The organism is Frankia torreyi, assembly GCF_000948395.1.
GTDB classification, from domain to species: domain Bacteria; phylum Actinomycetota; class Actinomycetes; order Frankiales; family Frankiaceae; genus Frankia; species Frankia torreyi.
In genome coordinates, this window is the sequence record NZ_JYFN01000068.1 from 1 (window position 1) to 26,350 (window position 26,350).

Below are 26,350 nucleotides of genomic sequence, written 5' to 3' on the forward strand. Positions count from 1 at the left end.
GGTTCCCTGGGAGGGGTCGGGTCCGCGTCGGGCCGCGGTGTCGTCGTTCGGGATCAGTGGCACCAACGCCCACGTCATCCTGGAGGAACCCCCCGCCCTCACGGAGTCCGCCACGGAGCCGGCCACGGAGCCGGCCACGGAGCCCGCGACGGAGCCCGCCGCGGAGCCCGCGACGGAGTTCGCCGCGGAGTCCGGCGGGTCGGCCGGCGGGAGCGAGGCGACGGCCGAGCCGGTCGTGTGGGTGATGTCGGCCCGGGGCGAACCCGCGCTGCGAGCCCAGGCCGAGGCGCTGCTCGGCTTCGCCGAGTCGACTCCCGACCTGGACCCGCGCCAGGTCGCCCGGGCGCTGGCCACCACGCGCGCAGCGCTCGACCACCGGGCGGTCGTCGTCGCCGACGGACGGGACGACCTGCTCGCCGGGCTGCGGGCGCTGGCCGGCGGGACGTCCGCGCCGGGCACCGTCAGCGCCTCCACCGTCGACTCCTCGCAGGTCACGTTCGTCTTCCCCGGCCAGGGCTCGCAGTGGCCTGGGATGGCGGTGGAGCTGTTCGGAACCTCGCCGGTGTTCCGGGACGCGCTCGAGGCGTGCGCGGACGCGGTCGGTCGGTACGTCGACTGGTCCCTGCTGGACGTGCTGCGCGCCGTGCCCGGTGCCCCGACCCTGGACCGGGCGGAGATCGTCCAGCCGGCGCTCTTCGCGGTCATGGTCTCGCTGGCCCGCCTGTGGATCTCACAGGGGGTGCGGCCCACCGCCGTCGTCGGGCATTCCCAGGGTGAGATCGCCGCCGCGCACATCGCCGGCGCCCTCACCCTCGATCACGCCGCCCGGATCGTGGCGCTGCGCAGTCAGGCCCTGACCGAGCTGACGCCCGCGGGCGGGATGGCGTCCGTGCTGGCACCCGTCGACCAGGTACGCGCGTGGATCGCCCGGTGGGGGGGCCGGCTCGAGATCGCCGCGGTGAACGGCCCCGCCTCCACGGCCGTGGCGGGACCGGCCGAGGACATCGAGCGCCTGCTGGCCGAGCCCGGCGAGCTGCGGGTACGGCGGATTCCCGTCGACTACGCCTCGCACTCGGCGCAGATGGACCAGGTCCGCGACCGGCTGGTCAGTGCCCTCGCCGGCATCACGCCGCGTGCCACGGAGATCGCCTTCTACTCGGGCGTGACCGGGGACGTCCTGGACCCGACCGAACTGGGTCCGGACTACTGGTTCACCAACCTGCGCGAGACCGTCCAGTTCGAACAGGTCACCCGGACGCTGCTGGACCGGCGGCACCGGTTGTTCGTCGAGTGCAGTCCACACCCGGTGCTGACCGTGGGGTTGGGGGAGACCATCGAGGCCGTGGGGCTCGACGAGGGTCGCGGTCGGGCCGTCACGCTCGGTTCCCTGCGCCGCGACGACGGCGGCCGCGCCCGCTTCCTGCTCTCCCTCGCCGAGGTGTGGGCACACGGCGGCGCCGTCGACTGGACCGCGGTGCTCGGCGAGCCGGACGCCGCCGTGCTCCCAGTCGACCTGCCCACCTACCCCTTCCAGCGTCGCCGGTTCTGGCTCGAGTCGGCCGCGGGCGCCGCCCAGCGCGAGGACGCCGAGAGCCTCGGCCTGGACCGGACCGGACACGAGCTGCTCGGCGCCTTCGTCGAAGGGGTCGACAGCGACGAGGTGATTCTCACCGGCCGGGTGTCGCTGCGCACGCATCCGTGGCTGCGCGACCACGCGGTGGACGGCATCGTGCTGCTGTCCGGCACCACCTGGGTCGAGCTCGCGTCGCGGGCGGGTGCCGCGGTCGCGTGCGGGCGGCTGGCGGAACTGACGCTCGAGGCGCCTCTCGTCCTGCCGGAACAGGGGAGCGTGGCCCTGCGGGTCACGGTCGCGGCGCCCGACGTCGCCGGCAGGCGATCGATCACCATGCACGCTCGGGCCTCCGGTGCCGACGCCGATCCGACCTGGCGCCGTCACGGCGCCGGAACGCTCGAACCGGAGCCGGCGGAGGGGGAGGGCGACACCTTCGCGCGGGTCTGGCCGCCCGAGGGAGCCCAGCAGCTGGAGGTCGCCGACGCCTACGATCGGCTGGCCGAACACGCACTGGACTACGGCCCGGCGTTCCAGGGCCTGACCGCCGGCTGGATCCGCCGCGACGAGGTCTTCGCGGAGGTCGGCCTGTCTCCCGAGGAGACTGTCCGGGCCGCCACGTACGGGGTGCACCCGGCGCTGCTCGACGCCGCGCTGCACGCGCTCGCGCTGACCGGGCTGTCCGGTCCCACCGGGAGTGGAGACACCTCGGCACCCGCGTCGGCCGGCGGGACCGTGCCGCTGCCGTACTCCTGGTCGGGCGTGTCCTGGCACCGGACGGGCGCGACGACGTTGCGGGTACGGCTGCGCCCGACGGGGCCGGACACGTTCGCGGTGTCGGCGGTCGACGACGCCGGCGACCCGGTCATCACGATCCGCGAGCTGCTGGTCCGCAGGGCCCCGCTCGAGGAGCTCCGCCGGCTCGCGGTCACCTCCCCCGCCGAGCTGTTCACCCTCGAACGCAAGCCGGTGCCGCTGGCCGTCGGGCAGGCGCCCGCCGGACGGTGGGCCGTCCTGGAACCCGGCGCGGGCGAGATTCTCACGCGGTTCGAGGCCGAGGGACTGGCCGTCGACCGGTATGACGACCTCGGCGCGCTGCGGGCGGCGCTGGCGCAGGGAGCGCCCGTGCCCGCGGTCGTGTTCGTCGCGGGTACCGCCGCGGCCGACAGCGGCGGCCACGCCGACGCCGACGCCGACGGCGACGGCCACGAGCGGAAGATCACCGCCCCGCCGGTCACCCACCGCGCTCTCGACCTTGCGCGTTCCTGGTCCGCCGACGCCGGCCTGACCGAGGCCCGGCTTGTGATCGTCACCGGCCCGCTGGTGGAACCGACGTCCGCCGGTGCGCCGGCAGAGGCACCCGGCGGCGCGCCCACCGGCCTCGCCGCCGCTGCGATCCGGGGCCTGATCCGCAGCGCCGAAGCCGAGAACCCGGGTGCCTTCGTCCTGCTCGACCTGGACGCGGCCCCGGCGTCCGTCGCCGCGGTCTCGGCGGCACTGGCGACCGGCGAGCCCGAACTGGTGATCCGCGACGGGGTCGCGGCCGCACCACGGCTGGTGCGGATCCCCCCGCCGTCCGCGCCGTCCGCGCCGTCCGCGCCGTCCGCGCCGTCCGCGCCGTCCGCGCCGTCCGCGCCGTCCGGGTCGGACGGAGGTGCTGGTCACCCGGTCTGGGACGCCACCGGCACGGTGCTGATCACCGGCGGCACCGGCGGCCTCGGCGCCCTGCTCGCCCGCCATCTGGTCACCGCGCACGGGGTGCGCAACCTGCTCCTCGTGAGCCGTCGCGGCCTGCTGGCACCGGGGGCCGACGGCCTCGTCGCGGACCTGGCGGAGCTCGGCGCCCGGACGACGGTGGTGGCGGCTGACGTCGCCGACCAGGCTGCGCTGGCCGAGCTGATCGCGGCGATCCCCCCGCAACACCCGCTCACCGCGGTGATCCACGCGGCAGGCGTGCTGGACGACGGCGTCCTCGAGTCCCTGACTCCCCAGCGCCTGGACGCGGTGATGCGGCCGAAGGCCTACGCGGCCTGGCACCTGCACCGGCTGACCGCGCACCTCGACCTGCGGGCGTTCGTGCTGTTCTCCTCGTTCGCCGGCATCCTCGGTAGCCCGGGACAGGCCTGCTACGCGGCGGCGAACGCCGTCCTGGACGAGCTCGCGGCCCTGCGCCGGGAACGGGGCCTGCCCGCCGTCTCGCTCGCGTGGGGGCTGTGGGAACCGGCCAGCGGCATGACGGCCGGCCTGGGACAGGCGGACCGGGCCCGGATCGCCCGCGCCGGGCTCGTTCCGATGTCCGCCGAGACCGGGCTCGCGTTGTTCGACCGGGCGTTGTTCGACCGGACGGTGTCCGACCGGACGGTGGCGGCAGACCATGCTCTCGTCGCCCCACTGGCGCTCGACCCGCGGACGCTGCGGGCCCAGGCCGACGAGCGGACCCTGGCGCCCTTCCTGGCGGCCCTGGTCCCGCCGGCACCGCGCCGCCGGTCCCAGGCCGGACCGGCCGGGCACCTGCGCCGGTTCGCCACGCTGACGGGGGTGGAACGGGAACAGGCTCTCACCGACCTCGTCGTCGCGACGGTGGCCGCGGTGCTCGGCCACCGGTCGGCCCGCGAGATCGACCCCCAGCAGACCTTCGCCGAGCTCGGGATGGACTCGCTCACCGGGGTGGAGCTGCGCAACCGGCTGAGCCGGGACACCGGGCAGCGGATGCCGGCGACGGCGATCTTCGACTATCCCACCCCGTCCCGACTGGCCGGGTATCTGCAGGCGACGCTGGACGCGGGCGGCCCGGTCGCCACGCAGCCCGCCACGGCGGACCTGACGGAACTCGAGGCGGCGCTGTCCGCCGCCGCGCCGCAGGCCCGTCTCACGATCGTCAGTCGGCTGCGCACGCTGCTTGCGCGCTGGGAGGACATTCCTTCCCCCCGCGCGGAGAACGCCGCCGACAGAATTCAGTCGGCCGATACCGCGGAAATATTCTCCTTCATCGACAACGAACTTGGTCGTCTGCCGCAGTCCGCCCACGGGAACAGGGATCTCGATGCCTGACGAAGAGAAGCTCGTTGAATATCTGAAATGGGTGACGGCGGATCTGGCCCGCACCCGTCAGCGTCTTACCGAGGTGGAGTCCGAACAGCACGAGCCCATCGCGATCGTCGGGATGAGCTGCCGCTTCCCCGGGGACGTGTGGAGTCCGGAGGATCTGTGGGACCTGGTGGCCGGGGGGCGGGACGCCATCACACCCTTTCCCGCGGACCGCGGCTGGGACGTCGACGCGCTCTACGACCCAGATCCCGACTCGGACGTCGGCGGCACCTCGGTGACCCGGCACGGCGGATTCCTGCACCACGCCGACGAGTTCGACGCCGGGCTGTTCGGCCTCAGCCCGCGGGAGGCCCTCGCGACCGATCCCCAACAACGCCTTCTGCTCGAGACCGCCTGGGAGGCGTTCGAACGGGCGGGCATCGACCACACCACGTTGCGGGGCAGCCGGACCGGTGTGTACGCGGGCGTGATGTACGACGACTACGCCTCCCGGCTCGGGCGGCCGCCGCGCGAGTACGAGGGATTCATCGGCAACGGCAGCGCCGGCAGCGTCGCCTCGGGTCGCCTCGCGTACACCTTCGGCCTCGAGGGGCCGGCGATCACCGTGGACACAGCGTGTTCCTCGTCGCTGGTCGCCGTCCATCTCGCCTGCGGCGCGCTGCGCCGAGGAGAGTGCTCCCTCGCGCTCGCCGGCGGTGTGACGGTGATGGCCACCCCCGGCCTGTTCATCGAGTTCAGCCGTCAGCGCGGCCTGTCGTTCGACGGGCGGTGCCGGTCGTATGCGGCCTCGGCCAACGGCACCGGGTTCGGAGAGGGGGTCGGCCTGCTGGTGCTGGAGCGGCTGCGCGATGCCCAACGCGCCGGGCATCGCGTGCTGGCGGTGGTCCGCGGCTCGGCCGTGAACTCCGACGGCGCGAGCAACGGGCTCACCGCGCCGAACGGGCCCGCCCAGCAGCGGGTTATCCGCGACGCCCTGGCCGACGCCCGGCTGGAACCCGCCGATGTCGATGTCGTCGAGGGCCACGGCACCGGAACGACTCTGGGTGATCCGATTGAGGCGCAGGCGCTGCTGGACACCTACGGCCAGCGCGGCACCGGCGAACCGCTCCGGCTGGGCTCGGTCAAGACGAACATCGGCCACACCCAGGCCGCGGCCGGTGTCGCCGGGATCATCAAGATGGTCATGGCGATGCGGCACCAGACCCTGCCGCGCAGCCTCTACGCGGACGAGCCGACGCCGCATGTGGCCTGGTCCGACGGGGCAGTCGCGCTGCTGACCGAGAGTCTGGACTGGCCCGCGCCCGCCGGCCGGCCCCGCCGGGCCGCGGTGTCCGCGTTCGGCATCAGCGGAACCAACGCGCACCTCATCCTGGAGGAACCGTCGCCCGCCGGGCAGCCCACGCCAGACGACGTACCCTCGCCGCGACCGTCCATCGACTCACCCGCCGCGCCGTCGTCCGCTCCCGGCCCGCAGACCGACCGGACCGTCCAGCCCCGCGTGTTCGCCTTCCCCGTCTCGGGGCACAGCGACGAGGCTCTGCGGGCCCAGGCGGAGCGGCTGCGCGGGTTCGTCGCCGACCACCCCGACGTCGCGCTGGCCGACGTCGCGCACGCGTTGACCACGACCCGCCCCCTGCTCGGCCACCGGGCCGCCGTCGTCGCCGGCCGGTCCGACGACCTGATGCGAGGCCTCGCGGCACTGGGACACGGCGAGTTCGATCCCAGCGTGGTCGGGCCGACCGCGGCACGCCCCGCGGGACGTACGGCGTTCCTGTTCACCGGCCAGGGCAGCCAGCGCTCAGGCATGGGCCGCGACCTCCACGCGGAGGATCCGGTCTTCCGTGAGGCGCTGGACACGGTGTGCGCCCAGTTCGACCCCCACCTCGACCGGCCGCTGCGGGAGGTGATGTTCGCTCCGGCCGGCCATCCCGACTCGCGGCTGCTCGACGAGACCCGCTACACACAGCTCGCCCTGTTCACGCTGGAGGTGGCGCTGTATCGGCTGGTGGAGGACCGGGGCCTGCGACCGGACCTGATGATCGGGCATTCGATCGGTGAACTCGCGGCGGTCCACGTCGCCGGGGTCCTGGGGCTCGAGGATGCCTGCGCGCTCGTCACGGCCCGGGCCCGGTTGATGCAGTCCATGCCGGCCGGCGGCGCGATGATCTCGGTGCAGGCGGCTGAGGACGAGGTCCTTGAGATGATCGACGGGCGGCAGGAGCTGGTCGGCATCGCCGCGATCAACGGCCCGCGGAACATCGTGATCTCCGGAGACCGGGACACCGCCCTGGACGTCATGCGCTCGCTGCGCGGCCGCGGCCACCGGGCGAAGCGGCTGCGGGTGAGCCACGCGTTCCACTCGCCGCACATGAACGGCATGCTCGACGAGTTCAGTCGGGTGGCGCGGACGCTCACGTTCCATACCCCGCGGATCCCGGTCGTCTCCAGCGTGACGGGCGACCGCGTGACGCTCGACGAGCTGCGCTCGCCCGGGTACTGGACGCGGCAGGTGCGCCAGGCCGTCCGCTTCGACGACGGCGTGCGCACCCTGCTCGGCCTCGGCGTGGAGGCCTTCGTCGAACTCGGGCCGGCAGCCGTGCTCACGGCGCTCGTCCAGGACCGTCTGCAGACCACGGCCGCGCCGGGGGCGCCGGACGCACTGCTCGTTCCCCTGCTGCGCGCGGACCGGCCCGAGCAGATCTCGATCACCTCCGGCCTCGCGGCGGCCCACCTGCGTGGGCTCGTCCCGGCCGTATCGACGGTGCGCGGCGACGGGCCCCCCGCCCCGGTCGACCTGCCGACGTACGCGTTCCGGCGGACTCGGTACTGGCTGCACGCGGAGCCGGCCGCGGCGGCCGCGTCGACCTCGCAGGACGCGGAGTTCTGGGCCGCTGTCGACCGGGGGGACGCGTCGGACCTCGCGGTGACGCTGGGAATCGACACCGAACGGCAGTCCGCCGTCGAGGCGCTGCTGCCGACGCTGACGGCGTGGCGCCAGCAGCGGAACTGGCGCTACCGGGTGACCCGGCACTCGCCGCAGGACGGTCTCCGCCTCGTCCGGGCCGGCCGGCCGCGGGCGGGCAGGCGCTGGGTACCGCGGGGCGCGGTCGTCGTCGCCGGGACGGCCGAGGGACTCGGCGGGGTCGCCCTGCGCTGGCTGGCCCGCCACGGCGCCGACCATCTCGTGCTGCTGACCCCGGACCCGCACACCTCCGCGGTGCGGGCTCTCGAGGCGGAGCTGGCCCGCCACGAGGTCCCCTTCGCGGCCCTGGACATCAACCTGGCGGGCGGTGTCGACCTGGCCGGTCGCGACGTGGCCGCGACGGTCCCGCTGTCCGTCGTGGTGTGCGCCGGGGACCTCCCCGACGGCGGCGAGGCGCTGGCCAGCCTGGCCGCGCTGCCGCGGGATCCGGTGCGCGCCGAGTCCACGGCGGCGCCACTCGGCACCGGGGCGGGCGCGCCGGTCGCCGTGCTCGTCGTCCTCGCTCCGCTGCCGGCGGAGTTCGCCACCACCGGCAGCCCCGCCACCGCCGAGAGCCCCGCCACCGCCGAGAGCCCCGCCACCGCCGAGAACCCCGCCACCGCCGAGAACCCCGCCACCGCCGAGAACCCCGCCACCGCCGAGAACCCCGCCACCGCCGAGAACCCCGCCACCGCCGAGAGCATCGTGTCGGCCCAGGTCGAGGAGATGGTCGCCCGACGCCGAGCCGACGGCCGGCCCGCGTTGGCCGTGGCCTGGGCCCCGTGGCCGGGACCGGACCTCGATGCGGCGGCGGCTCCCGGGCTGCGCCCGCTCGCGTCGGACCTGGCGATATCGGTGCTGGAGGAGGCCACCAGCGACCAGGAGCCGGTCCTGGTCGTCGCGGACATCGACTGGGAGCGGTTTCCCGCCGATCTGTCCGTGCCGTTCTTCGCCGGCGTGCCCGAGGTCGCCCGCCTGCAGGCGGGCGCCGGGAACGCGGCCGCGCCCACGGGGCCACGGCTGCTCGACCAGCTCGCGGACGCAGACGAAGCCGAGGCCACGGCACTGCTGACAGAGGCCGTACGCGGATGTGTGGGTGGGGTGCTCGGCTATTCCGCGGACACCCCGGTCGCCGCCGACACGAGCCTGCTGGATCTCGGCCTCTCCTCGTTCACCGCGCTGGAACTCGGTAACCGACTGCGGGCGGCCACCAGCCTCGACGTGCCGGCCAGCGTCATTTTCGACCATCCCACGGCCGAGTCCCTGGCCGGCTATCTGCGGGATCGGCTGGCGACGGCGACGGCGGATCCGTCCGCCGCCGTCCCACCGGCAGACGCGAACTCCCCAGGGCGGTCAGCGCCCATCCACTAGTCCGGCATCCCAGCTGTCGAAAGGAATTTCCATGAGTGGCACGGTGGTGATAGTCGGCGGTGGGCCGGCTGGCCTGATGCTCGGCTGCGAGCTCCGTCTCGGTGGTATTGAGACGATCATCCTGGAGCAGCGACGTGAGGCACCTGCGGCCTCTGGCGGAATGGCTGTCCACGGCCAGACCATGAAGGTCCTCAAGGAGCGCGGATTCGCCGAGCGTATCCACGGCGAGGGGATCTTCCCCTGGCCTCGGACGCCTTTCGCGCTCCTGTGGCTGGACATCAGCTCGGCGAAGCCGGAGGAGCTCACCTACGTCTATCCGCAGTGGCGGCTCGAGCGTCTGCTGGAGTCGCGGGCGGTCGAGCTGGGCGTCGATCTGCGCCGGGGTCACCGAGTGATCGGAGTCGAACAGGACGCCGCCGGGGTCACCGCCAGGGTGGCGGCCGGCGACGAGGTCTATCAACTCACCGGTGACTACCTGGTCGGCTGCGACGGTCCCGACAGCGCGGTCCGGAAGGCCGCCGGGATCACGTCTGCGGTGCTCGGGAACAGCTACTACGGCGTGTGGGGCGACCTGGAGCTGACCCCGGGTACCGACTACCCGTTCGAGTCGGGTGTCTACGACCGGGGCATCTTCGGGGCCATGCCGCTCGTGACCGGCGGCCTGCGGCTGATGTCCATCGAGTTCGACGAGACCGGCCCGACCGAGGAGCCGGTGACCGAGCAGGAGCTGTTCGAGAGCATGCGCCGGATCACCGGTGGCGCCCCGACAACCGGGAAGATCAGTCATCTCGGCCGGTTCGGCGGGCCGGTGAGTATCGCCGACCGCTATCGCGACGGGCGGATCCTGCTCGCCGGCGACGCCGCCCACTCGTTCTTCATCTCCGGCACCCAGGGGGTCAACACCGGAATACAGGACGTGGTCAACCTGGGCTGGAAACTGGCCGCGACGCTGCGCGGATGGGCGCCCGCCGATCTGCTCGACACCTACGAACTGGAACGTCATCCGGTGGGCCTGCGGATGTGCCAGCACGCCCAGGCGACCATGGGGCTGCTCTACCCGTTGGACCGCATCGCCTACCTGCGGGACATCGTCAACGATCTGATCGGCATCGACGGAGTCAGCAAGCACCTGCTCGACATCACCACCGCGGTGCGGTACCCGTTCGAGGATGCGACCCAGTCCGGCGCCGGGCCGGACCATCCGCTACTGGGCTGGCCCGTACCCGACGCGACGTTGGTGATCGGCGACCGGGTCGAGTCCGTGGCGACGACCCTGCACGCCGGGCGCGGGGTGCTGCTCGACCTCTCCGCGGGCGCCGCCGACCTGACAGGGATCGCCGACTGGAGCGGTCGGGTCGACCTGACGGTGGCCGACCCCATCCCCGACGTCGACGCGGCGACCCTGCTGATCCGCCCGGACGGACACGTCGCCCATGCCGACGCCGACGGCACGGACGCCAAGGGCCTGCGGGAGGCACTCGCCCGTTGGTTCGGGACGCCCGCGCCGGCAGGAGCGGGCACGCCGTGACGCCCCGCCGGGCCGGGTCCCGACCGGGACCCGGCCCGGCGGCGCCGGGGACCGTCGCGGCCGGGCCCGGCGCCGTGCCTGGGGATCATCACAGGGCTTCGAACACGTATCCAGCCTGGATCCACTTGCTCGACTCCACCGCGATGCCGAGTGCTCGGTCGCCCGGCGCCATCTCGGCGAGGGCCCGCTCGATCTGGAAGAAGGGCAGCGCGTTGCCGGTGTTTCCGGTCTCGGTCACGCAGGAGACCTCTTCCGCGCTCGGCACCCCCAGCGCTTCGACGATGCGGGGCGTCATCCGGCCGGAGAGCTGCGGCGGCAGCAGGTAGTCGAGATCGGTCTCTTTCCACCCGAGGTCGTCGAGAAGCATGTGCAGGGTCTCGACCGCCATCGGGGGCACCGATTCCTCGATCATCTTGTAGTTCTCGCTGGCCGGCGGACGGTCGCTGTCGCGGTCGGCGAGCCCGTACCACTCCAGCGACTGCCCCGGCTCACGGCCGAGCCCCGTGAGCCGGGTGACCACTCGGCGGATCACGGCCCGTCCATGGTCGGGCGATGTGCCCAGCACGACCGCGCCGGCCGCGTCCCCGAAGAGGATGAGGTTGACCAACTGCGCCGGCGGCATGCTTGTGACGTCGAGATCGACGTCGAAGTGCTTCGCCGTCGTGTCGCCGCCCAGGACGAGCGCCGTGCGGTACGCGCCGGTCTGCAGGAAGTGGTGGGCGACCTCCAGTGCCTGGACGGCCCCGGAGCAGCCGGACTGGAGCTGATAGGTGGGGACGCGGTTGATCCCGATCCGGTCGGCGACGATGTTGACGGTCGCGGGCATGAGCATGTCCGGGGTCGAGGTACCCATGACGATGAGCTCGATGTCCGCCGGGCTGATGTTCGCCGCGGTGATCGCGTGCCGCGCCGCCGTCGTCGCGAGGTCGGCCAGCGAACAGTACTGCTCGCCGGTGTCCAGGTCACGGGCCAGATGGCGGGTACGGGTGCCGATGAAGGTGTCGACCCACTGCTCCCACACCGAATCCATGCGGAAAAGTCTCGCCAGACGGGCGTTGTCGACCGGGGCGCCCGGAAGAGCGGTTCCCGCAGACATGATCCGGATCTCCGTAGACTCCATGCCAGAACAATGCAATCTCGCCCTAAAGCGGCCCTAGGTCATTGCTGAGTTTCCGGGCCCGGTCGGAATGGTCGGCCAGGGTGCGAGGCTCGCGGAGCATCGGTGACCCGGCGCGCGACGCCGCGGCCGAGCGGCAGACGCGTCAAAGCTCGGTGCCGGGGCCCCGGACGGTGGGCAGCCGGCGACGAGGTCCACGGCAACGACCCGCCCTGCGCGCTGCCCTCGCCCGCCGCGGGAGTTCTTCGCCAGCCGCCCGTGTCCCCACCCCTGCCCAGACCCGCCTGGATCAACCGGCCGGCGGCCGGAAACAACCAGCTCGGCAATTCCTGGAGGATCCTGCCTTGAACAGGTTGACGACGTCCGCGGCATGGGCGGTTAATTCAACTTTCCACATCGGGGAGAGGAACATGAGGAATGGTCCCTTCCGTCCGAATGGACGGGGCGCCGGTGGTCCTCGCGGCGCGTGACCGGCTGCTGCCAGGACGGCTCGAGATATCGCCACGACCCGTGGCCACCTGCGGCGGCGACTACTTACAGGCCGACTCGCTGGCGAATGATGGGTGTCCTGATACCACGTATTTCGCACGTTTCGTCCAGAATTGACTGGCGAATACGCTGGAAGCCGTCGCCAGGTTCCACGGCGAGTTCCCGGGTGATGGTGCTCCAGCCGCGGTCGTAGACGCTCAGAGCCTCCGCTCTGCGCTCCGATCGGCACAGGGCGATAATCAGGAGTTGATAGAACGACTCGCGGAGGGGATACTCGGCTATGAGCGAGTAGAGCTGGCTGAGGCTTTCGTGGTGTCGCTGTAGTCCAAGCTTCGCCTCGATCAGCGTCTCCAGGCACACCAGTCGGGATTCCTCGAGCCAGGTGATATGATCATTGATGATAAAGCCGCCCTGAAGCCCACCGAGCGCGGAGCTGCGCCACCGACTCAAGGCCGATTCGCATTCCGTGACGGCCTGGGCGTAGTTGTCGAGATGAAGATGCTGGCATCCTCTGCTCAGCTCCTTCTGGAAGAGGTGCAGGTCGAGTGTGTCGGTGCCCAGCTGCAACATGTACCCTGGGGATCGAGTGACCACCGGGCTGCTCGACTCGCCGGAGACGCACAGGAACTTCCGTACCTGGGAGACGTAGACGTACAGGGCGGCCGCGGCACACCGGGGCGGACGCCCGTTCCAGAGTTCGGCGACCAGCTGATCGGCGGGGACCACCTGGCCGGCGCGGATCAGTAGTGTCGCGAGCAGGATTTTGACCTTGGGTACGCTCAGGGAGTGGTCACCGGACTCGGTGACCACTCGTAGTTCTCCCAACATCTCGTAGCGCCTCACGACGACCTCCCTTCTGTCTGGGTGCACGCGGGTGAGGATGCGCGTCCGGAACTCGTCAACCGGCTGGTTCGGGTCCTTCTCCACCCGGAGATTCTCCAGCTCCCGGCCCGGCACGCTGATCGCTGGCCGGCCCTTCGGTCCTGGCGGCCTGGCCGGCGCCTCACGCTAATCCGTGTGCGTGCCCACAGCTTGTCATCGGGCGAGAACGTGCTTCTCTCGCCACCCGCAAGGATCGTAAGACGACTGGAGATGCCCGCCTTACCTCATGCTGGCAGGAAGAGACCTGACCTGGCCCGGCACCTGAGGTGGGGGTGGGCCGGACCGCAAAGTGCCACGCCATCAGTATAGATGACGTGGCGGCCCTCAGCGACGTTATGTTCTGTAATACTACAGCAATGTAACGCTCGGTTTCCGGCCTCATGTGATCAATGAAAGGGGTAGTTTTCTCACCTGTGGTTATGGGTGCTGTCCGTCGGGGTGTAAGGATGCGCCGGCCGGTCGACCTGCACAATCTGTAGTGTTGCGTGACAAGTGTCACTTGATAGTTGAATCATTGTTCTTCTTGCTGCTCTGTGGTGTGGCTAGCTCGCGGGACACGGATGTTCGTGGTGTTGGTCGGGGCAGCGGACGGGCGCGTCCACCCGGGCTCGGCGCCCGCCTCGGCCGGCCCGGGCCTTCGCCGGGGTCGAGGGGCGCGACCTTGCCGTTCGTCAGCCGACCGCCCGTCGCCCCCGCGGGCCGCCCCACATCGAGATCAGGCCGCCGAACAGGCGGACTCCATGACCGACATCCGTGGGTGCATCACTCGGGTCAGGGAGTGCGCACGTCGTGGGGCCCGGGACGCAAGCCGCCCGCTATCCCGCCGCGGTGGAGTCCGCCGGGGTCTCGACGGGATACTTGGCGGGGACGGCCTCCTGCGATGCTGTCGCCCGCGTCCGCAGCGCGATGATCGCCACGAGGAGAGCTGCCCCCACGAACACCAGCGACGCTGTGAACGCGCCGCTCATTCCTTCGAACAGCGAGTAGCGACCTACGTCGCCGGGGGCGAGGTCGGTGGGCAGATGTTCCTGGGCATGCCGGCTCGAGGACGCGAAGACGGTGACCAGGGTGCTGACCCCGAGGGAGAAGCCCACCCACTGCATCGCTTCGAGAAGGCTGGAACCCGCGCCGGACTCCTCCGGCCGAAGGTTGGACAGGGTCACCGAACTCAGCGCGGTGAAGGCGAGTCCTGAGCCGGCACCGAACAGCAGTGTGGGACCGAGTACACCGTTGAGGTAGCTTGTGGAGAGATCGACACGGGAAAGCCAGACCATGCCGCAGAAGACCATGGCCGCGCCCACGACGACGAACACGCGAGTGCCGACCCGTTCGAGGAACTGGGCGGCGATGGTGCCACCCGTCATGATGGCGAACGCCATGGGAAGAAAGGCGAATCCGGCGCGCAGCGGCCCGAAGTCGAGGCCGTTCTGCAGAAGCTGGGTCACGAAGAAGTTCATGCCGGCCATGGTGGCGGTGAGGGCGAGCAGGTCGAAGTACCCGGCTCCCCGGCTGCGGTTCTTGAAGATTCCCAAGGGGACGATCGGCTGGTCGGCCCGTGCTTCGACCACGATGAAACCGGCCAGCAGGATGACTGCCAGGGCCAGGGTGCCCTCGGTGACCCAGTTGCTCCACCCGTCCGAGGCCGCGTGGAGCAGGCCGTAGACGAGTGACGTCATCGCCGCGACCGACAGGAACGCGCCGGGGAGGTCGAAACGCCCCGGATGGCGTTCCGCCTCGTTGATGAACAGGGGCACCAGGAGGAGGACCGCGACCGAGATCGGGACGTTGATGAACATCACCCAACGCCAGGAGGCCCACTCGGTGAGCATGCCGCCGAGAATCAGCCCCAGGGCGAGGCTGGCCGCGTATGCCCCTGACACTGCGCCGAAGGCCCGGTTGCGGGTGGGTCCTTCCTCGAAGTTCGACGTGATCAGCGCGAGGGCGTTGGGCGCCGCGAACGCCGAGGCCGCTCCCTGGGCCGCTCGGGCGGCCAGCAGCCAGCCCGAGGACGGCGCGAGGCCGCCGAGCAGGGAAGCCACGCCGAAGATTCCGAGCGCGGCCATGAAGACCCGCCGCCGACCGAGGATGTCGCCGGCGCGGCCACCGAGCAGCAGCAGGCCGCCGAAGGCGATGGTGTAGGCACTGCTGACCCAGGCCAGGCTGGACGAGGAGAAATGCAGCGCCGAGCGGATGTGCGGCAGGGCGATGTTCACGACGGTGGCGTCCAGGCCGACGATGAACTGGCAGCACACGATGATCATCAGAGTGATCGTGGGATGGCCTGGTCTCCGGGCCCGGGGTGGACTCGACAGTACTGTTGATCCACTGGACATGCTGCTCTCCGCGGGTCCATAGTAGCGGGTGTCAGATAGTTCTAGTGAACGGCTGCGTCTACTATATCGGTGGGCGTCTGCCAGGGCAACCGGTCAGTGACGTCTCGATAGGGAAGTTGCCCAGTGGCACAGTCCTCCCCAGTGGCCGCCCCGGTGCGGAGTCGCCGGCGCGGAGAGGCGCTTGAGCAGGCGATCCTCGAGGCAGCCCATCAGATCCTGCGCGAGGACGGCTACTCGAAGCTGACCATGGAAGGCGTCGCGGCCGCCGCGGGTACGGGGAAGGCGGCGCTGTACCGGCGCTGGGCCGACAAGGACACGCTGGTGACCGCGGTCCTGCAGAGCGTGCTTCCGTCTCCCCAGCAGCTCCGGTTGACGGGAGATGTTCGCGAGGACCTGCTACTGATCATGTGCTGCATCCGGAACGCCATCGGCCTGACGAACGGGGCGGCGTTCGACATCGTGCGCCACGAGGGCCCAGGCTCGGGTGGGCTGGTGCACAAGGCGGTGGGGCAGCGGGTCCTCGATCCCTGCCGGCGCGAAATCCTGGCCGTTCTGACCCGTGGGATAGCCGAGGGCTCCGTCCGCCCGGGCACCGCGACACCGTTGATCGCCGACGTCGGTCCAGGGATGATCATTCAGCATGTGGTGGTCGTCGGGACGGACGTCCCGGAGCCGTTCGTCGTTTCCGTCGTGGACGAGGTTCTCCTGCCACTCATCCGGGCCTGACCGGCCGGCGGCAGGAGGGCTCCCCGCAGTCGGGCAGAGCCACGAACACCCTGCCCAGCAGCTTGATCCATGTCGACATCGCAGGGCTTGGGGACCTTGTCACCGAGCCGGCCCCCGGGCGGGCCGCCGCCCGCCACCGCGATTCCCGCTGACGTGCCGCGCACCCGGACGGGCTCAGGCCGTTGTCGGTGGCGTCCTCGCCATCGGGCGGCGCGCGGGGCCGGCCAGGTCAGACATCCGTCAGGCGGTCTCCGCGGCCTGGGCGACGACGGCCGGCTCCCGCGACGCGGAGCCAAGCAGCTCGGCGAACAGTTCGTACGAGCGCACCCGTTCGGCGGGGTCCTGGATCATCGTGTGCAGCATCAGCTCGTCCAGCCCAGTGGCATCGACCAGTGCCTCGAGCTGCTGCTTGAGCTGCTCGGGGCTGCCGATGAGCTGCGGCCCGAGGACCTGCTGCATCATCGTGGCCTCGTCGGATGACACCGGTACCTGGATCTCGGCCGCCATGGCCGCGCTGGGGAAGGGCCGGTTGATCCCGCGCAGGCTCAGCGCGAAGGCCACCCCCAGCGGTCCCGCGAGGAACTCCGCGTGCTCCTGGGTGTCGGCCGCGATGCCGACGGCGGCGACCACCGCGTACGGCTGTGCGAACTGGGCCGACGGGCGGAAGCTGCGCCGGTAGATGTCCAGCGAGGCCACGGTCGCTGACGGGTTGAAATGATGGGCGAAGGCGTATCCCGCGCCGAGCCGACCCGCCAGCTGAGCGCTCTCCCCGCTGGAACCGAGCACCCACACAGGTACCTCGTTCTCATCGGCGGGCAGGGCCTGGATCCCCCCGTGGCCGCTGCCGGCCTGGGCCAGACCGAAGTAGTCGAGCAGTTCCTGGAGGTGGGCGGGGAACTCCGCGGCGGCGTTCGGGCCGGTCGCGCGGCGCAGAGCGCGGGCGGTGGCCGGATCGGTGCCGGGAGCCCGACCGATACCGAGATCGATGCGGCCGGGGTAAAGCGCCTCCAGGGTGCCGAACTGCTCGGCGACCACCAGCGGCGGGTGGTTGGGGAGCATGACCCCGCCGGAGCCGATCCGGAGTCGGCTGGTCCGTCCCGCCAGATGGCCGATCAGGATCGCGGGCGCGGTGGCGGCGACGCCCGGCTGATTGTGATGCTCCGCCACCCAGTAGCGGCGGTATCCGAGTCGCTCCACCGCGACGGCCAGATCCAGGGCACCACGAACCGATTCGGTCGCGGACGAGCCGTGCCATACAGGGACCGTGTCGAGTACGGACAGGGGTATTCCCTGGAAATTGCTCATTGTGGGTTCTCCGTTGTCTCATCAACAGATGTGCCGGCGCGCCGACGAGGGCACCGATGGCGGATGTGCTGCCGCCATGCCGACGTTGAATCACGAGCCAGGTCCTCGCAAGGGTATGGAGAATGACATCACTGCGCAACCAGGCAGATCAGGAGGGGGTCGGCCGGAATCGGGAAGACTCCTGCCTGTCGAACCGGTTCGAGACGGTCGACGAGCGCGTGTCCTGCCTTGGTCGCATAGGTCAGGTGGACCGCGACCTGCGCGTTCTCTATCCGTCCCGCGGTACCGGTGTACTTGCGTAGGGGGTGTCATCCGCGCCGAGTACAGCGCCTCGGTCGGCGGCTCGTGAAGCTCGGGCGCCGTCGGCCGGGGATGGCTCCTCGCGCCCGGCGCGGGCCACGACGGGACGTGGGGCGGCGGTCTCGCCACCGCCGCCCAGCCCGATCCCTTCCGGGAACCACGCGCTCCACTGGGATCACGTTCCGTATAAATTCTGATACATAGGGTGAGATTGGCGCGGGTACACGTACGGCTACAGAGAACACATGGTTGCATGCGGTGAGAAACCACAATTTGCCGACGAACTTAGTGGGATCTTGCTAGATTCCGGAGGGTGACTCCACTACCGACCCTCTCGATCGTGTGAGCAGGCGACTCGGCTCCCTCGGGCGCCGCGCTCTGGTGCCGTTCCTGCTGCTCCTCGCCTGGCAGCTTCTCGCCAGCGGGGGAGCGATCGACGAGCGGCTGTTCTCGTCACCCGCCCACACCGCTCACGCTCTGTGGATGCTGACGACGAACGGCACTCTCGCGAGCAACGTCCTCGTGTCCCTGCGGCGGTCGGCGATCGGCCTGCTTCTGGGAGTGTCCACCGCCGTGGCGCTCGCGACCGTCTCAGGGTTGTGGCGGCTCGGGGAAGAGCTTGTGGACTCCACCATCCAGATGGTCCGTACCGTGCCCGTGTTCGCGCTGACCTCGGTCTTCGTGGTCTGGTTCGGTCTCGGGGAGCTGTCCAAGGAGCTCCTCATCGCCATGGCCTGCTTCTTCCCGGTGTACCTGAACGTCCACGGCGGCATCCGCAACGTGGACCGCCGGCTGGTGGAGATGGCCGTCGCGATGGGCAAGGGCCGACGGCAGATCATCCGCCACGTCGTGCTGCCGGGCGCGATGCCGCAGACGCTCGTCGGGCTTCGCTACTCGTTGTCGATCTCGGTGCTCGCGCTCGTCGTCGCCGAGACGTTGAACACCACGAGCGGCCTCGGGTACCTGATGGCCAACGCCCAGCAGTACCTCGACACCGACGTCATCTTCGCCTGCGTGGTCGTGTACTGCCTGATGGGAATCACCGCGGACCTCGTCGTTCGCGTCCTGGAGTGGCGGACGCTGGCCTGGCGGACGGGAGTCGGCAACCGATGACCTCATCGACGACGCTACGTCAGGAATCCGTGCGCGAGACGCGGGCCCCCGTCGAGGTCCGCGGCCTGCATCGCGCCTATGGCGCCCGTCAGGTGATCCGGGGCCTCGACCTGCGCGTGCAGGCGGGTGAGTTCCTGTGCCTGCTCGGCCCGAGCGGCTGCGGGAAGACGACGCTGCTGCGCACCCTGGCCGGGCTGGACGCCGCGGACGCCGGCGAGGTCGATGTGCCCACGCAGGTCGCCATCGTGTTCCAGGAGCCGCGGCTGCTGCCGTGGAAGCGGGTCGACTTCAACGTCCGGTTCGGCGTGGCGGGCACTCGCGGTGCTCGCGCGCAGGCGTTGGCCGCACTCGAGGAGGTCGGGCTCGCGGATCACGCCGACGCCTGGCCCGGGACGCTCTCGGGCGGGCAGGCGCAGCGCGTCGCGCTCGCCAGGGCGCTCGTTCGCGAGCCCCACCTGCTGCTCCTCGACGAACCGTTCGCCGCGCTCGACGCCCTCACCCGGATCCGTATGCAGGCGCTCGTCCGCGAACTCGTGGACCGCCACCGCCCGGCCACCGTGCTCGTCACGCACGACGTCGAGGAGGCGATTCTCCTCGGCGACAGGGTGCTCGTCATGGCCGAGGGGCGCATCGTGCGGGACTCGGACACCACGGGCATCACCCGTGACGCGGCGGACGCCGTCGCGCTCGACGTGCTGCGGCGCGACCTCCTGCGGGAGCTCGGCGTCGGCGGCTGAAGCTCGGCTGTCACCACCAACATCCACATCAGGAACTAGCGAAACCGGAGAAGCGTGATGCTCTCGGCCGCTCCCGTACGGCGAGCGATCGCCCTGGTCGGACTCGTCGCCGCGTTCGTGCTCGTCGCGGGCTGTGGGTCCAGCGGCGGGACACCGCCGTCGTCAGCCGCGGCCACAGTCCAACCGGCGCCGACGACCGATCTCGGCGGTGTCACGCTCAGAGTGGCCAACGGCGCGCCGTGGCAGTCGCAGCTGACCGCCGCCGGCCTCGCGAACACGCCATACCAGGTGAAGCCGGTCGCGGCCCCGACCGCCAAGGACATCGCCGCGGCCTTCGCGTCGGAGCGGGCGGACGTCATCATCTTCAGCGACGTCGCGTTCGCGGGATACGCCGCCGCCGACCTGCCGGTCAGCATCGTTCATGCCATCCAGCGGCCCACGAACGTCTGCGGCGTCATCGTTCCGAAGGACTCCACGATCACCAGCATCGCGCAGCTGCGGGGCAAGACCGTCGGCAACGGGGTCGGGCAGGCATCAGAGCTCGTCGCCATCCGCGCGTTCCAGCGCGTGGGTCTCGACTTCGGCAAGGACGTCCACCGTGTGGACCTCACGTCGCCGGCCGATGTGCAGGCCGCGTTCCTCAGCGGGCGCGTGGATGCGCTGGCCGCCTGCACACCCCCGGCCGCCTCGCTCGTTCAGGAGGGCCGCGCGCGGTGGCTCGCCAACGGCGACAACGGGCTGTGGGACGCCCATCTCTTCTGGGGCCTTTCCCACAAGGTCCTGAACGACCCGCGGAAGCTGGGCGCCGCCCTCGACTACATCCGACGCGTGGACCGATCGTTCGTCTGGGGCAACACCCATAACGACGAACTGGTGGCCGCGCAGGCGAAGACCCTGGGCATACCGGTCGCGCAGGCGAAGCTGGCCTACGCCGGACGGACGTACGGCATCCCGATCACAGGGCAGGTCGTCCAGAGCCTTCAGGCGACCTACGACTCGCTGGCCACCCTGGGCCGGATACCCGCCGACAAGAAGGTGGCCGGTCTGTTCACCGAGCGTTTCAACCCGAATCTCCAGGCCTGACGGCGACACCGACCACCAGGGAGAAGAGCTGATGACGACGCCAGCCGGTCGACACGACGACCTCGAACGCAGCCTGCGGGAACTTCTCGACAAGCAGGCCATCCGCGAGGTGTGCCTCATCTATGCGCGCGCGACCGAGCGCCGCGACGCCGAGGCCCTTGCCACCGTCTTTCACGACGACGCGATCTACGAGCATTTTCAGGCGCCCCCCGCCAGAGCCAACGGGAGCGCACGCGAGTTTGCGGACAAGATGGTGGCGGAGATGCGGGCCGCACCGATCAAGGTCAAGGGCCTGATGATCCCCAGCACGCTGGTCGAGCTGGAGGGCGACGTGGCGTTCGCCGAGTCGCTCGGGCTCAGTCTCAATCCGATGGAAATCAACGGCGAGCAGGTGACCTATCTGCGAACCCTGCGTTACCTCGATCGCTTCGAGCGTCGCGACGGAGAGTGGCGCATCGCCCATCGCATCGTTCTGCACGGGGGATACGAGCGCTTCGAGGCGGCGGCGCCGTCGCCGTTCGTGGAACACTTCGCCCCCGGGGGGCAGAGTCTCTCCCACCCCGACGACCTGCTCTACCAGATGCGGGAACGGCTGCGTCCCGAGGCCGTACCCACCGCCGGTGTCTGATCGGGGAAGGTCCACCCCGACAGCCGACGTCGGCGGTCCGCACGTGGTGCCCGTCCGTCGTCACCTTGAGGAGGCCAGGCGGAGAGTACTCCCCGGTATTCTCTAGGCATGCGCGTCGATGCCCGCCGCAACCGCGAGCGGCTGCTCACCGTTGCCGGCGTCCACTTCGCCGAGCACGGGACGGGCGCCTCGCTGGAGAACATCGCGCAGGACGCCGGCGTGGGGATCGGCACGCTCTACCGTCACTTCGAGACCCGCCAGATGCTCATCGAGGCGATGCTGCAGACCAGCTTCGAACGCCTGGTGGAACGGGGCAACGAGCTGGCGGGCAGCTCCACCCCGGTCGACGAGTTGACGCAGTGGTCTCGATGGCTCATCGCGGCGGCGATGTCCTACCCGAACATGGCCGCGTGGACAGCCAGGATCATTCACAGTTCGGCGACGCTGGGGGCGGTGTGTGCCGAGCTCACCAGCATCACCGAGCGGTTGCTGGCACGCGCCCGCGCGGCCGGTACCGTTCGGCCCGACACCCGAGCGGATGATCTCGTGAGTCTCGTCAACGCCGTCGCCTGGGCGGCGCAGCAGCCGCCGGTAGATACCGAGCGTGCCGAGCGTCTGCTCGGCGTGCTGCTTGACGGACTACTTGCTCGTTAGCTCCACCGCGCCCACGGTGGTCGGACTGGCCGGCGCCGGGATCGGCAGGCGCGGACGTCACGACGGCGAGCCGGCCCCGATCCACGCCTCGCGGTGTCGGTCATCGCCGTCGATCGCGGGAGAACACGGTCCGGGCCATCTCGGAGACGGCGCCCGATCGCGACTCACCCCTGCAGGCGCGAGGCATCCTGGAGTGGAGATCGAGGCCCTCGTCGGCCTGAAGAATCGCCTGCTGCAGATCCCGCAGCGGTCGACTGGGTTCCAGGCCGAGGTCCCGGTGGAAGATATCCCGGACGGTCTGGTAAACCTGGAGGGCTTCCACCTGTCGGCCCGACCGGTAGAGCGCCAGCATCAGCCGGTGGTGAAAAGTCTCGCGCAGCGGATGGTCGTTCGTGAGGGCGATCAGCCGACGGACCAGTTCGGGGTGGCGACCCAGCGCCAGATCCGCGTCGAGGGAGAGCTCGATGCACTCCAGCCGGGTCTCCTCGAGCCATCCCAGGAATCCGCTCACGATCGGGCCGGCCTTCAGATCGCCGAGGGCGGGACCGCGCCACAGGCCGAGGGCAGCCGTCAGACATCGTGAGGCCTGCGCATAGCTGCCCTCGGCAAGGTGTCTCTTCCCCTCCTGAACTCTCCGCTCGAACAGGGTGAGATCGAGATCGTCCGGCTCCATCTGCAGCAGGTAGCCCGGATGTCGGGTGACGATCGGGTTCTTCGTCTCGGCCGGCAGAGCGAGTATCTTGCGCAGATTCGAGACATACACGTGCATCGAGGCGATCGCCCGCCGCGGCGGGTCGTCGCCCCACAGTTCGGTCGTCAGCTGGCTGAGGGAGACCACATGGTTTGCTCGGACCAGGAAGACAGCGAGCATGATCTCGACCTTGCGCGCACTGATCATGATCTCGCGGTCTCCGTCAAGTATCCGGAGAGGTCCGAGGACGGAGTACCTCACTGCGCCTCCTCAAGCACCACGATTCACGGAAACGGCGGCTACCGAGCCACGGTGGTTCCACGGTCTCAGAAGAAGATATCTTAGATGTTGCTCCCGAGCTTCACGAAGTCAGCCGTCCGATAATTCCTCAGGAAATAGTTGCGGGAACACCGAACCAGGCCGCGAGGGCCTGTCGGAGGCTCTCGGGATCACCGGTCGGATCGGCATGGACTACGTATCCGTCCGGGCGTACCAGCAGCACCGCGGCCGCTACACCCGCGGGTCGCGGCATGATCGTGGGATCAACCCGGCCCTCCCAGTCGGCCGCGGTCGCCTTCGGCGACTCCTCTTCCTCCCAGCTGAGCAGGAGACCACGGCCCTCGAACAGCGGCGAGACACCCCCGTTCGCCGCCGTGGCGCTTGCCACCACGTCGTCGGGAACAGTCCTGCCCAACAGAGAGGACTCCCCGGGATCGGTACCGAAGACCGTAACGTCATAACGGATTCCGACGCCGGTCACCATGTCGGTGAGATACCGGTTGACGGCCTCGAGACGCACCAGCTCGCCGAGCAGGCCCCGCAGCGGCTCCAGTCGGTCGAGCGGGTGCAGCAGGGCATCTTGGGCCCGGGTGTTCCAGCAGACCCGAGCACCCACTGGGCGACGCTCCGCCTCGTAGGTGTCCAGCAGCCCGGGCGTCGCCCATCCGTTCACCTGGGCGGCGAGCTTCCAGCCGAGGTTGAGTGCGTCCTGAATCCCGGTGTTGAGACCCTGCCCACTGACCGGAAAATGGATATGACAGGAGTCGCCGGCCAGCAGGACTCGGCCCTCACGATAGCTGTCGGCCAGGCGGGTGGCATTACCGAAGCGAGACAGCCACCGTATCTCTCCCGTGTTCAGGATCCCGAGCTCCGAACCGGAGACCCGTTTGAACTTCTCCTGGAACTCCTGCACGGTCGGTTCCACGCCGTCGCGGCTGCCCTCGACGCCCAGCTCCAGGGCGGTCACCCGATAGAGCTCCGGGCCCAGCGGGACCACGGCGAACATGCCGTTCTGGTTCAGCGTAGGGCTGACGAATCCCTGCTTGTCGGCAGTGATCACGTCCGCGGTGAGGCCGTTCGCCGTCGACGACGTCCCCGGAAACCCGATACCGGCAAGTTTCCGGACCGTGCTGCCGCCGCCGTCGCAGCCCACCACGTAGTCCGCCCGGAGCTGGTAGACGGTGCCGTCCTCCTGCTCGACGGTGACGTCGACGCCGTCCTGGTCCTGCCGAAGCCCGACCACCGTCTGACCCCGACGGATGTCCGCACCGAGCGAGGCGGCACGTTCCTCGAGCCTGCGCTCGATGTCACGCTGCGGGACCAGCAGGGGCAGAAGTGACGGGTCGATGTAGTCCTGGATCTCGATGAGACCGAAGTTGTAGGACGGCACCGGTGGGTAGCCCTCGAACCAGTGCAGCCCGCGCTGCTCGAAGACCTGAGCGGACCGGGCATGCAACGTCAGCGAGCGTGAGTACCCGGACGGCTCGGCAAAACGCTCCAGAAGAATAGTGGGCACCTTGTGCAGCCTGAGTTCACTGGCAAGCATGAAACCAGTAGGCCCGCCACCGACAACGACTACGTTCCCGCTCAAGTCAACCTCTCATCCTCGGATAACGAGGTCCGACCCGCCACTGTCGGGCTCGGTGCCTCCTCCGCCATCCGTCATCGATCCTGGTCAGATCCCGGTGAAACGCGGCCCGTTGAGCCAGTGAAAGTCGATTGGCTACCAGACGACCGGAAGGCCGGTGAGTCCGACGCCATAGCTTCCCTCGGACCACGGTAGCTCGGCCGGCGGAACCGCCAGTCGCAGGTTCGGGAAACGGTCGAGCAGTGCATTCAACGTCAGCTCCAGCTCGACCCGAGCGAGATGAACGCCCAGGCAGTAGTGCCGACCGGCACCGAACTGCATCGTCGAATGCGTCTTCGGCCGGTCGAACCTGATCTGCTCGGGATCGGGAAAGACCGCCGGGTCGTGCCCGGCCGCGACCAGGGGCGTGAAGACTCCCTGCCCGGCCCGGATGACTCCGGATCCCGAGGTCAGCTCGACGTCCGCGGTGGCCAGCCGAATGAGACCGGTGGTGCCGCCGCCCGGCGGATTGTGGCGCAGAAGCTCCTCGATCGCCGCCGGCACCAGTGACCGGTCGGCGAGCAACGCCGCCCAGTGCTGCCGCTGGGACAGCAGGCTGAACAACGACCGGCTGATGGCATTGGCGATGGTTTCGTTCCCACCAATAATCAGCATCCGGATCATCGAGATGAGTTCGTTCTCGGAAAGTCGATCCTCAACGTCGTGGGCGTTGATGATGTGATCGATCAAACTGTCTCCCGGCTCTGCCCGCTTCCGCTCGACCAGGGCCCGCGCGTAATCCGAGAAGTCGTTCGCGGCGCGGTCCAGGTCCTCGCGGGGCAACGCGAAGGAAAGCCACGCGGAGACCCATTCAAGAAGCTGCTCGCCGTCATCCTCGGGCACACCGAGAATCTGCGATATGAACCGTGTCGGCAGCAGTCGGGCGAACGTCATGAGATCGGCTGGATGGCCCCCGCTCTCCACGTCGTCGAGCAGCCGGTCGATAATCTTGGAGATCTCCGGACGAGCCTGTTCCGCCCGTCGGGGAGTGAACGCGGAGGCAACGATCCGGCGAAGCCTAAGGTGATCTTCGCCATGCATGTTGAGCAGGATCGTCGGATCCTCCAGCAGGAGCATGTTGTGGAACAGCCGCGGCGCGTCCGGGGACGACAGATCCCGGGTGAAGTTTTTGTCATCCGACATGATCTGCTGGATGTCGGCGTGCCTGACGGCGACAAGCGCGGGATCGCCGGTGGGCAGGACGACCTCGCTCAGCGGACATTCCGACCGTCGGCGAGCAAATTCCGGTGGTGCCGTGGCCATAGGCCCGTCCGGGAACGGGAATGGCATAGGGGCGCCTGACGCCCCTGAAGAGTCAGACATTCAGAACTCCTCTGCGCCGAACGTTGCAACCAGCTGACACAGAGAAATTAGGAGGGCTGTCTTGGGTCTCGCTAAAGCGGCGCTCACTGACGATCCATCGGCTCGGCGGAGCGGGCTGCCGGCCGCCGACTGCCGACCACCAGCCGCACGCAGGCGCGGCTGCCGTCGCAACGAGCCGGGACAGGCAGCTCGTCGGTCCGCACCCGGGTGACGCGCCGCAGTGGCCCGTCGACGACCTGAGGGGGACTCAGCGTAGTGCGCGGTTCCGACCGCCCTCCCGGCGGGTGGGGGACCACGGGCATGTGGCTTGAGCAGGCCCGGAAGACGATAAACAGCCGCGATGCGCGGCAGGTTCGAGGAGTTCGCCGCGGACTTCTCGTCGGCGGTGGCCGGGTCACAGGCTCGCGGGACGTGGGCGACGCCGTGCTCCGGTTGCTCCTGGCTGGCGCCAGCCGGGACATCGTTGACGGCCTCGATGTGGAGGAGATCTCCCGCGCGGAGCTTGGCCAAGGCCGTGACAGCACGATGGTGCCATCACTGCGGCGGTGGAGACCGGGCCGAGAATCGTCCCTGCCTCACGAGCG

General features: G+C 70.0%; 16 protein-coding genes. 9 read left to right on the top strand and 7 right to left on the bottom strand.

What is annotated here, in order from left to right:
- The 3 genes from FF36_RS26815 to FF36_RS40185 all read left to right on the top strand — a co-directional run.
- Nucleotides 1–4,621: type I polyketide synthase (locus FF36_RS26815; protein ID WP_044887997.1), on the top strand; the 4,621-nt coding region annotated here is incomplete at its 5' end.
- Complete coding sequence (locus tag FF36_RS26820; RefSeq protein WP_082122257.1) at nt 4,614–8,951, top strand: type I polyketide synthase; 4,338 nt, start codon at nt 4,614–4,616, stop codon at nt 8,949–8,951. The genes FF36_RS26815 and FF36_RS26820, both read left to right, overlap by 8 nt.
- A 31-nt stretch (nt 8,952–8,982) precedes the next feature.
- Nucleotides 8,983–10,479 carry an FAD-dependent monooxygenase gene (locus FF36_RS40185; protein ID WP_044887979.1) on the top strand — a complete coding sequence of 499 codons (1,497 nt, stop codon included), beginning with the start codon at nt 8,983–8,985 and terminating at the stop codon, nt 10,477–10,479.
- Nucleotides 10,480–10,567: 88 nt separating this feature from the next.
- Here FF36_RS40185 and FF36_RS26830 read toward each other — a convergent pair whose 3' ends face one another.
- The 3 genes from FF36_RS26830 to FF36_RS26840 form a co-directional block, all read right to left on the bottom strand.
- The gene (locus FF36_RS26830) at nt 10,568–11,575 is read right to left on the bottom strand and encodes a 3-oxoacyl-ACP synthase III family protein (RefSeq protein ID WP_242422900.1); all 1,008 of its coding nucleotides are present in this window, start codon (nt 11,573–11,575) and stop codon (nt 10,568–10,570) included.
- A 555-nt stretch (nt 11,576–12,130) separates the two neighbouring features.
- Complete coding sequence (locus tag FF36_RS26835) at nt 12,131–13,012, bottom strand: AfsR/SARP family transcriptional regulator (RefSeq protein ID WP_128423398.1); 882 nt, start codon at nt 13,010–13,012, stop codon at nt 12,131–12,133.
- A gap of 770 nt (nt 13,013–13,782) precedes the next feature.
- The gene (locus FF36_RS26840) at nt 13,783–15,228 is read right to left on the bottom strand and encodes an MFS transporter (RefSeq protein ID WP_199865512.1); all 1,446 of its coding nucleotides are present in this window, start codon (nt 15,226–15,228) and stop codon (nt 13,783–13,785) included.
- Nucleotides 15,229–15,423: 195 nt separating this feature from the next.
- Here FF36_RS26840 and FF36_RS26845 point away from each other — a divergent pair, with 195 nt between their 5' ends.
- Complete coding sequence (locus FF36_RS26845; protein WP_044887982.1) at nt 15,424–16,026, top strand: TetR/AcrR family transcriptional regulator; 603 nt, start codon at nt 15,424–15,426, stop codon at nt 16,024–16,026.
- A gap of 240 nt (nt 16,027–16,266) precedes the next feature.
- On the opposite strand, the gene FF36_RS26850 is transcribed toward FF36_RS26845, so the two are convergent.
- The gene (locus FF36_RS26850) at nt 16,267–17,331 is read right to left on the bottom strand and encodes an LLM class flavin-dependent oxidoreductase (protein ID WP_044887983.1); all 1,065 of its coding nucleotides are present in this window, start codon (nt 17,329–17,331) and stop codon (nt 16,267–16,269) included.
- 642 nt (nt 17,332–17,973) lie between these two features.
- Between FF36_RS26850 and FF36_RS26855 the strand changes: the two genes are divergently transcribed.
- From FF36_RS26855 to FF36_RS26875, 5 genes are all read left to right on the top strand, one after another.
- Entirely contained in the window at nt 17,974–18,744 is a 771-nt protein-coding gene (locus FF36_RS26855) for an ABC transporter permease (RefSeq protein WP_044887984.1), read from the top strand.
- Nucleotides 18,741–19,481, top strand: a complete 741-nt coding sequence (locus FF36_RS26860) for an ABC transporter ATP-binding protein (RefSeq protein ID WP_044887985.1) — start codon at nt 18,741–18,743, stop codon at nt 19,479–19,481. The genes FF36_RS26855 and FF36_RS26860 overlap by 4 nt, the downstream gene beginning before the upstream one ends.
- A 222-nt stretch (nt 19,482–19,703) precedes the next feature.
- Nucleotides 19,704–20,564, top strand: coding sequence for a PhnD/SsuA/transferrin family substrate-binding protein (locus tag FF36_RS26865; RefSeq protein WP_157867000.1), 861 nt, complete (start codon nt 19,704–19,706; stop codon nt 20,562–20,564).
- Nucleotides 20,565–20,595: 31 nt separating this feature from the next.
- Nucleotides 20,596–21,192 (top strand): nuclear transport factor 2 family protein, encoded by a 597-nt coding sequence (locus FF36_RS26870; protein WP_044887987.1) that lies wholly within the window; start codon nt 20,596–20,598, stop codon nt 21,190–21,192.
- Nucleotides 21,193–21,300: 108 nt separating this feature from the next.
- On the top strand, nt 21,301–21,846 hold the full coding sequence (locus FF36_RS26875; protein WP_044887988.1) for a TetR/AcrR family transcriptional regulator: 546 nt from the start codon (nt 21,301–21,303) through the stop codon (nt 21,844–21,846).
- A gap of 100 nt (nt 21,847–21,946) precedes the next feature.
- On the opposite strand, the gene FF36_RS26880 is transcribed toward FF36_RS26875, so the two are convergent.
- From FF36_RS26880 to FF36_RS26890, 3 genes are all read right to left on the bottom strand, one after another.
- Complete coding sequence (locus FF36_RS26880) at nt 21,947–22,744, bottom strand: AfsR/SARP family transcriptional regulator (RefSeq protein ID WP_063897600.1); 798 nt, start codon at nt 22,742–22,744, stop codon at nt 21,947–21,949.
- Nucleotides 22,745–22,925: 181 nt separating this feature from the next.
- Nucleotides 22,926–24,407, bottom strand: a complete 1,482-nt coding sequence (locus tag FF36_RS26885) for an FAD-dependent monooxygenase (protein ID WP_199865514.1) — start codon at nt 24,405–24,407, stop codon at nt 22,926–22,928.
- Nucleotides 24,408–24,539: 132 nt separating this feature from the next.
- Entirely contained in the window at nt 24,540–25,706 is a 1,167-nt protein-coding gene (locus tag FF36_RS26890) for a cytochrome P450 (RefSeq protein ID WP_157871740.1), read from the bottom strand.
- Nucleotides 25,707–26,350 lie beyond the last annotated feature (644 nt).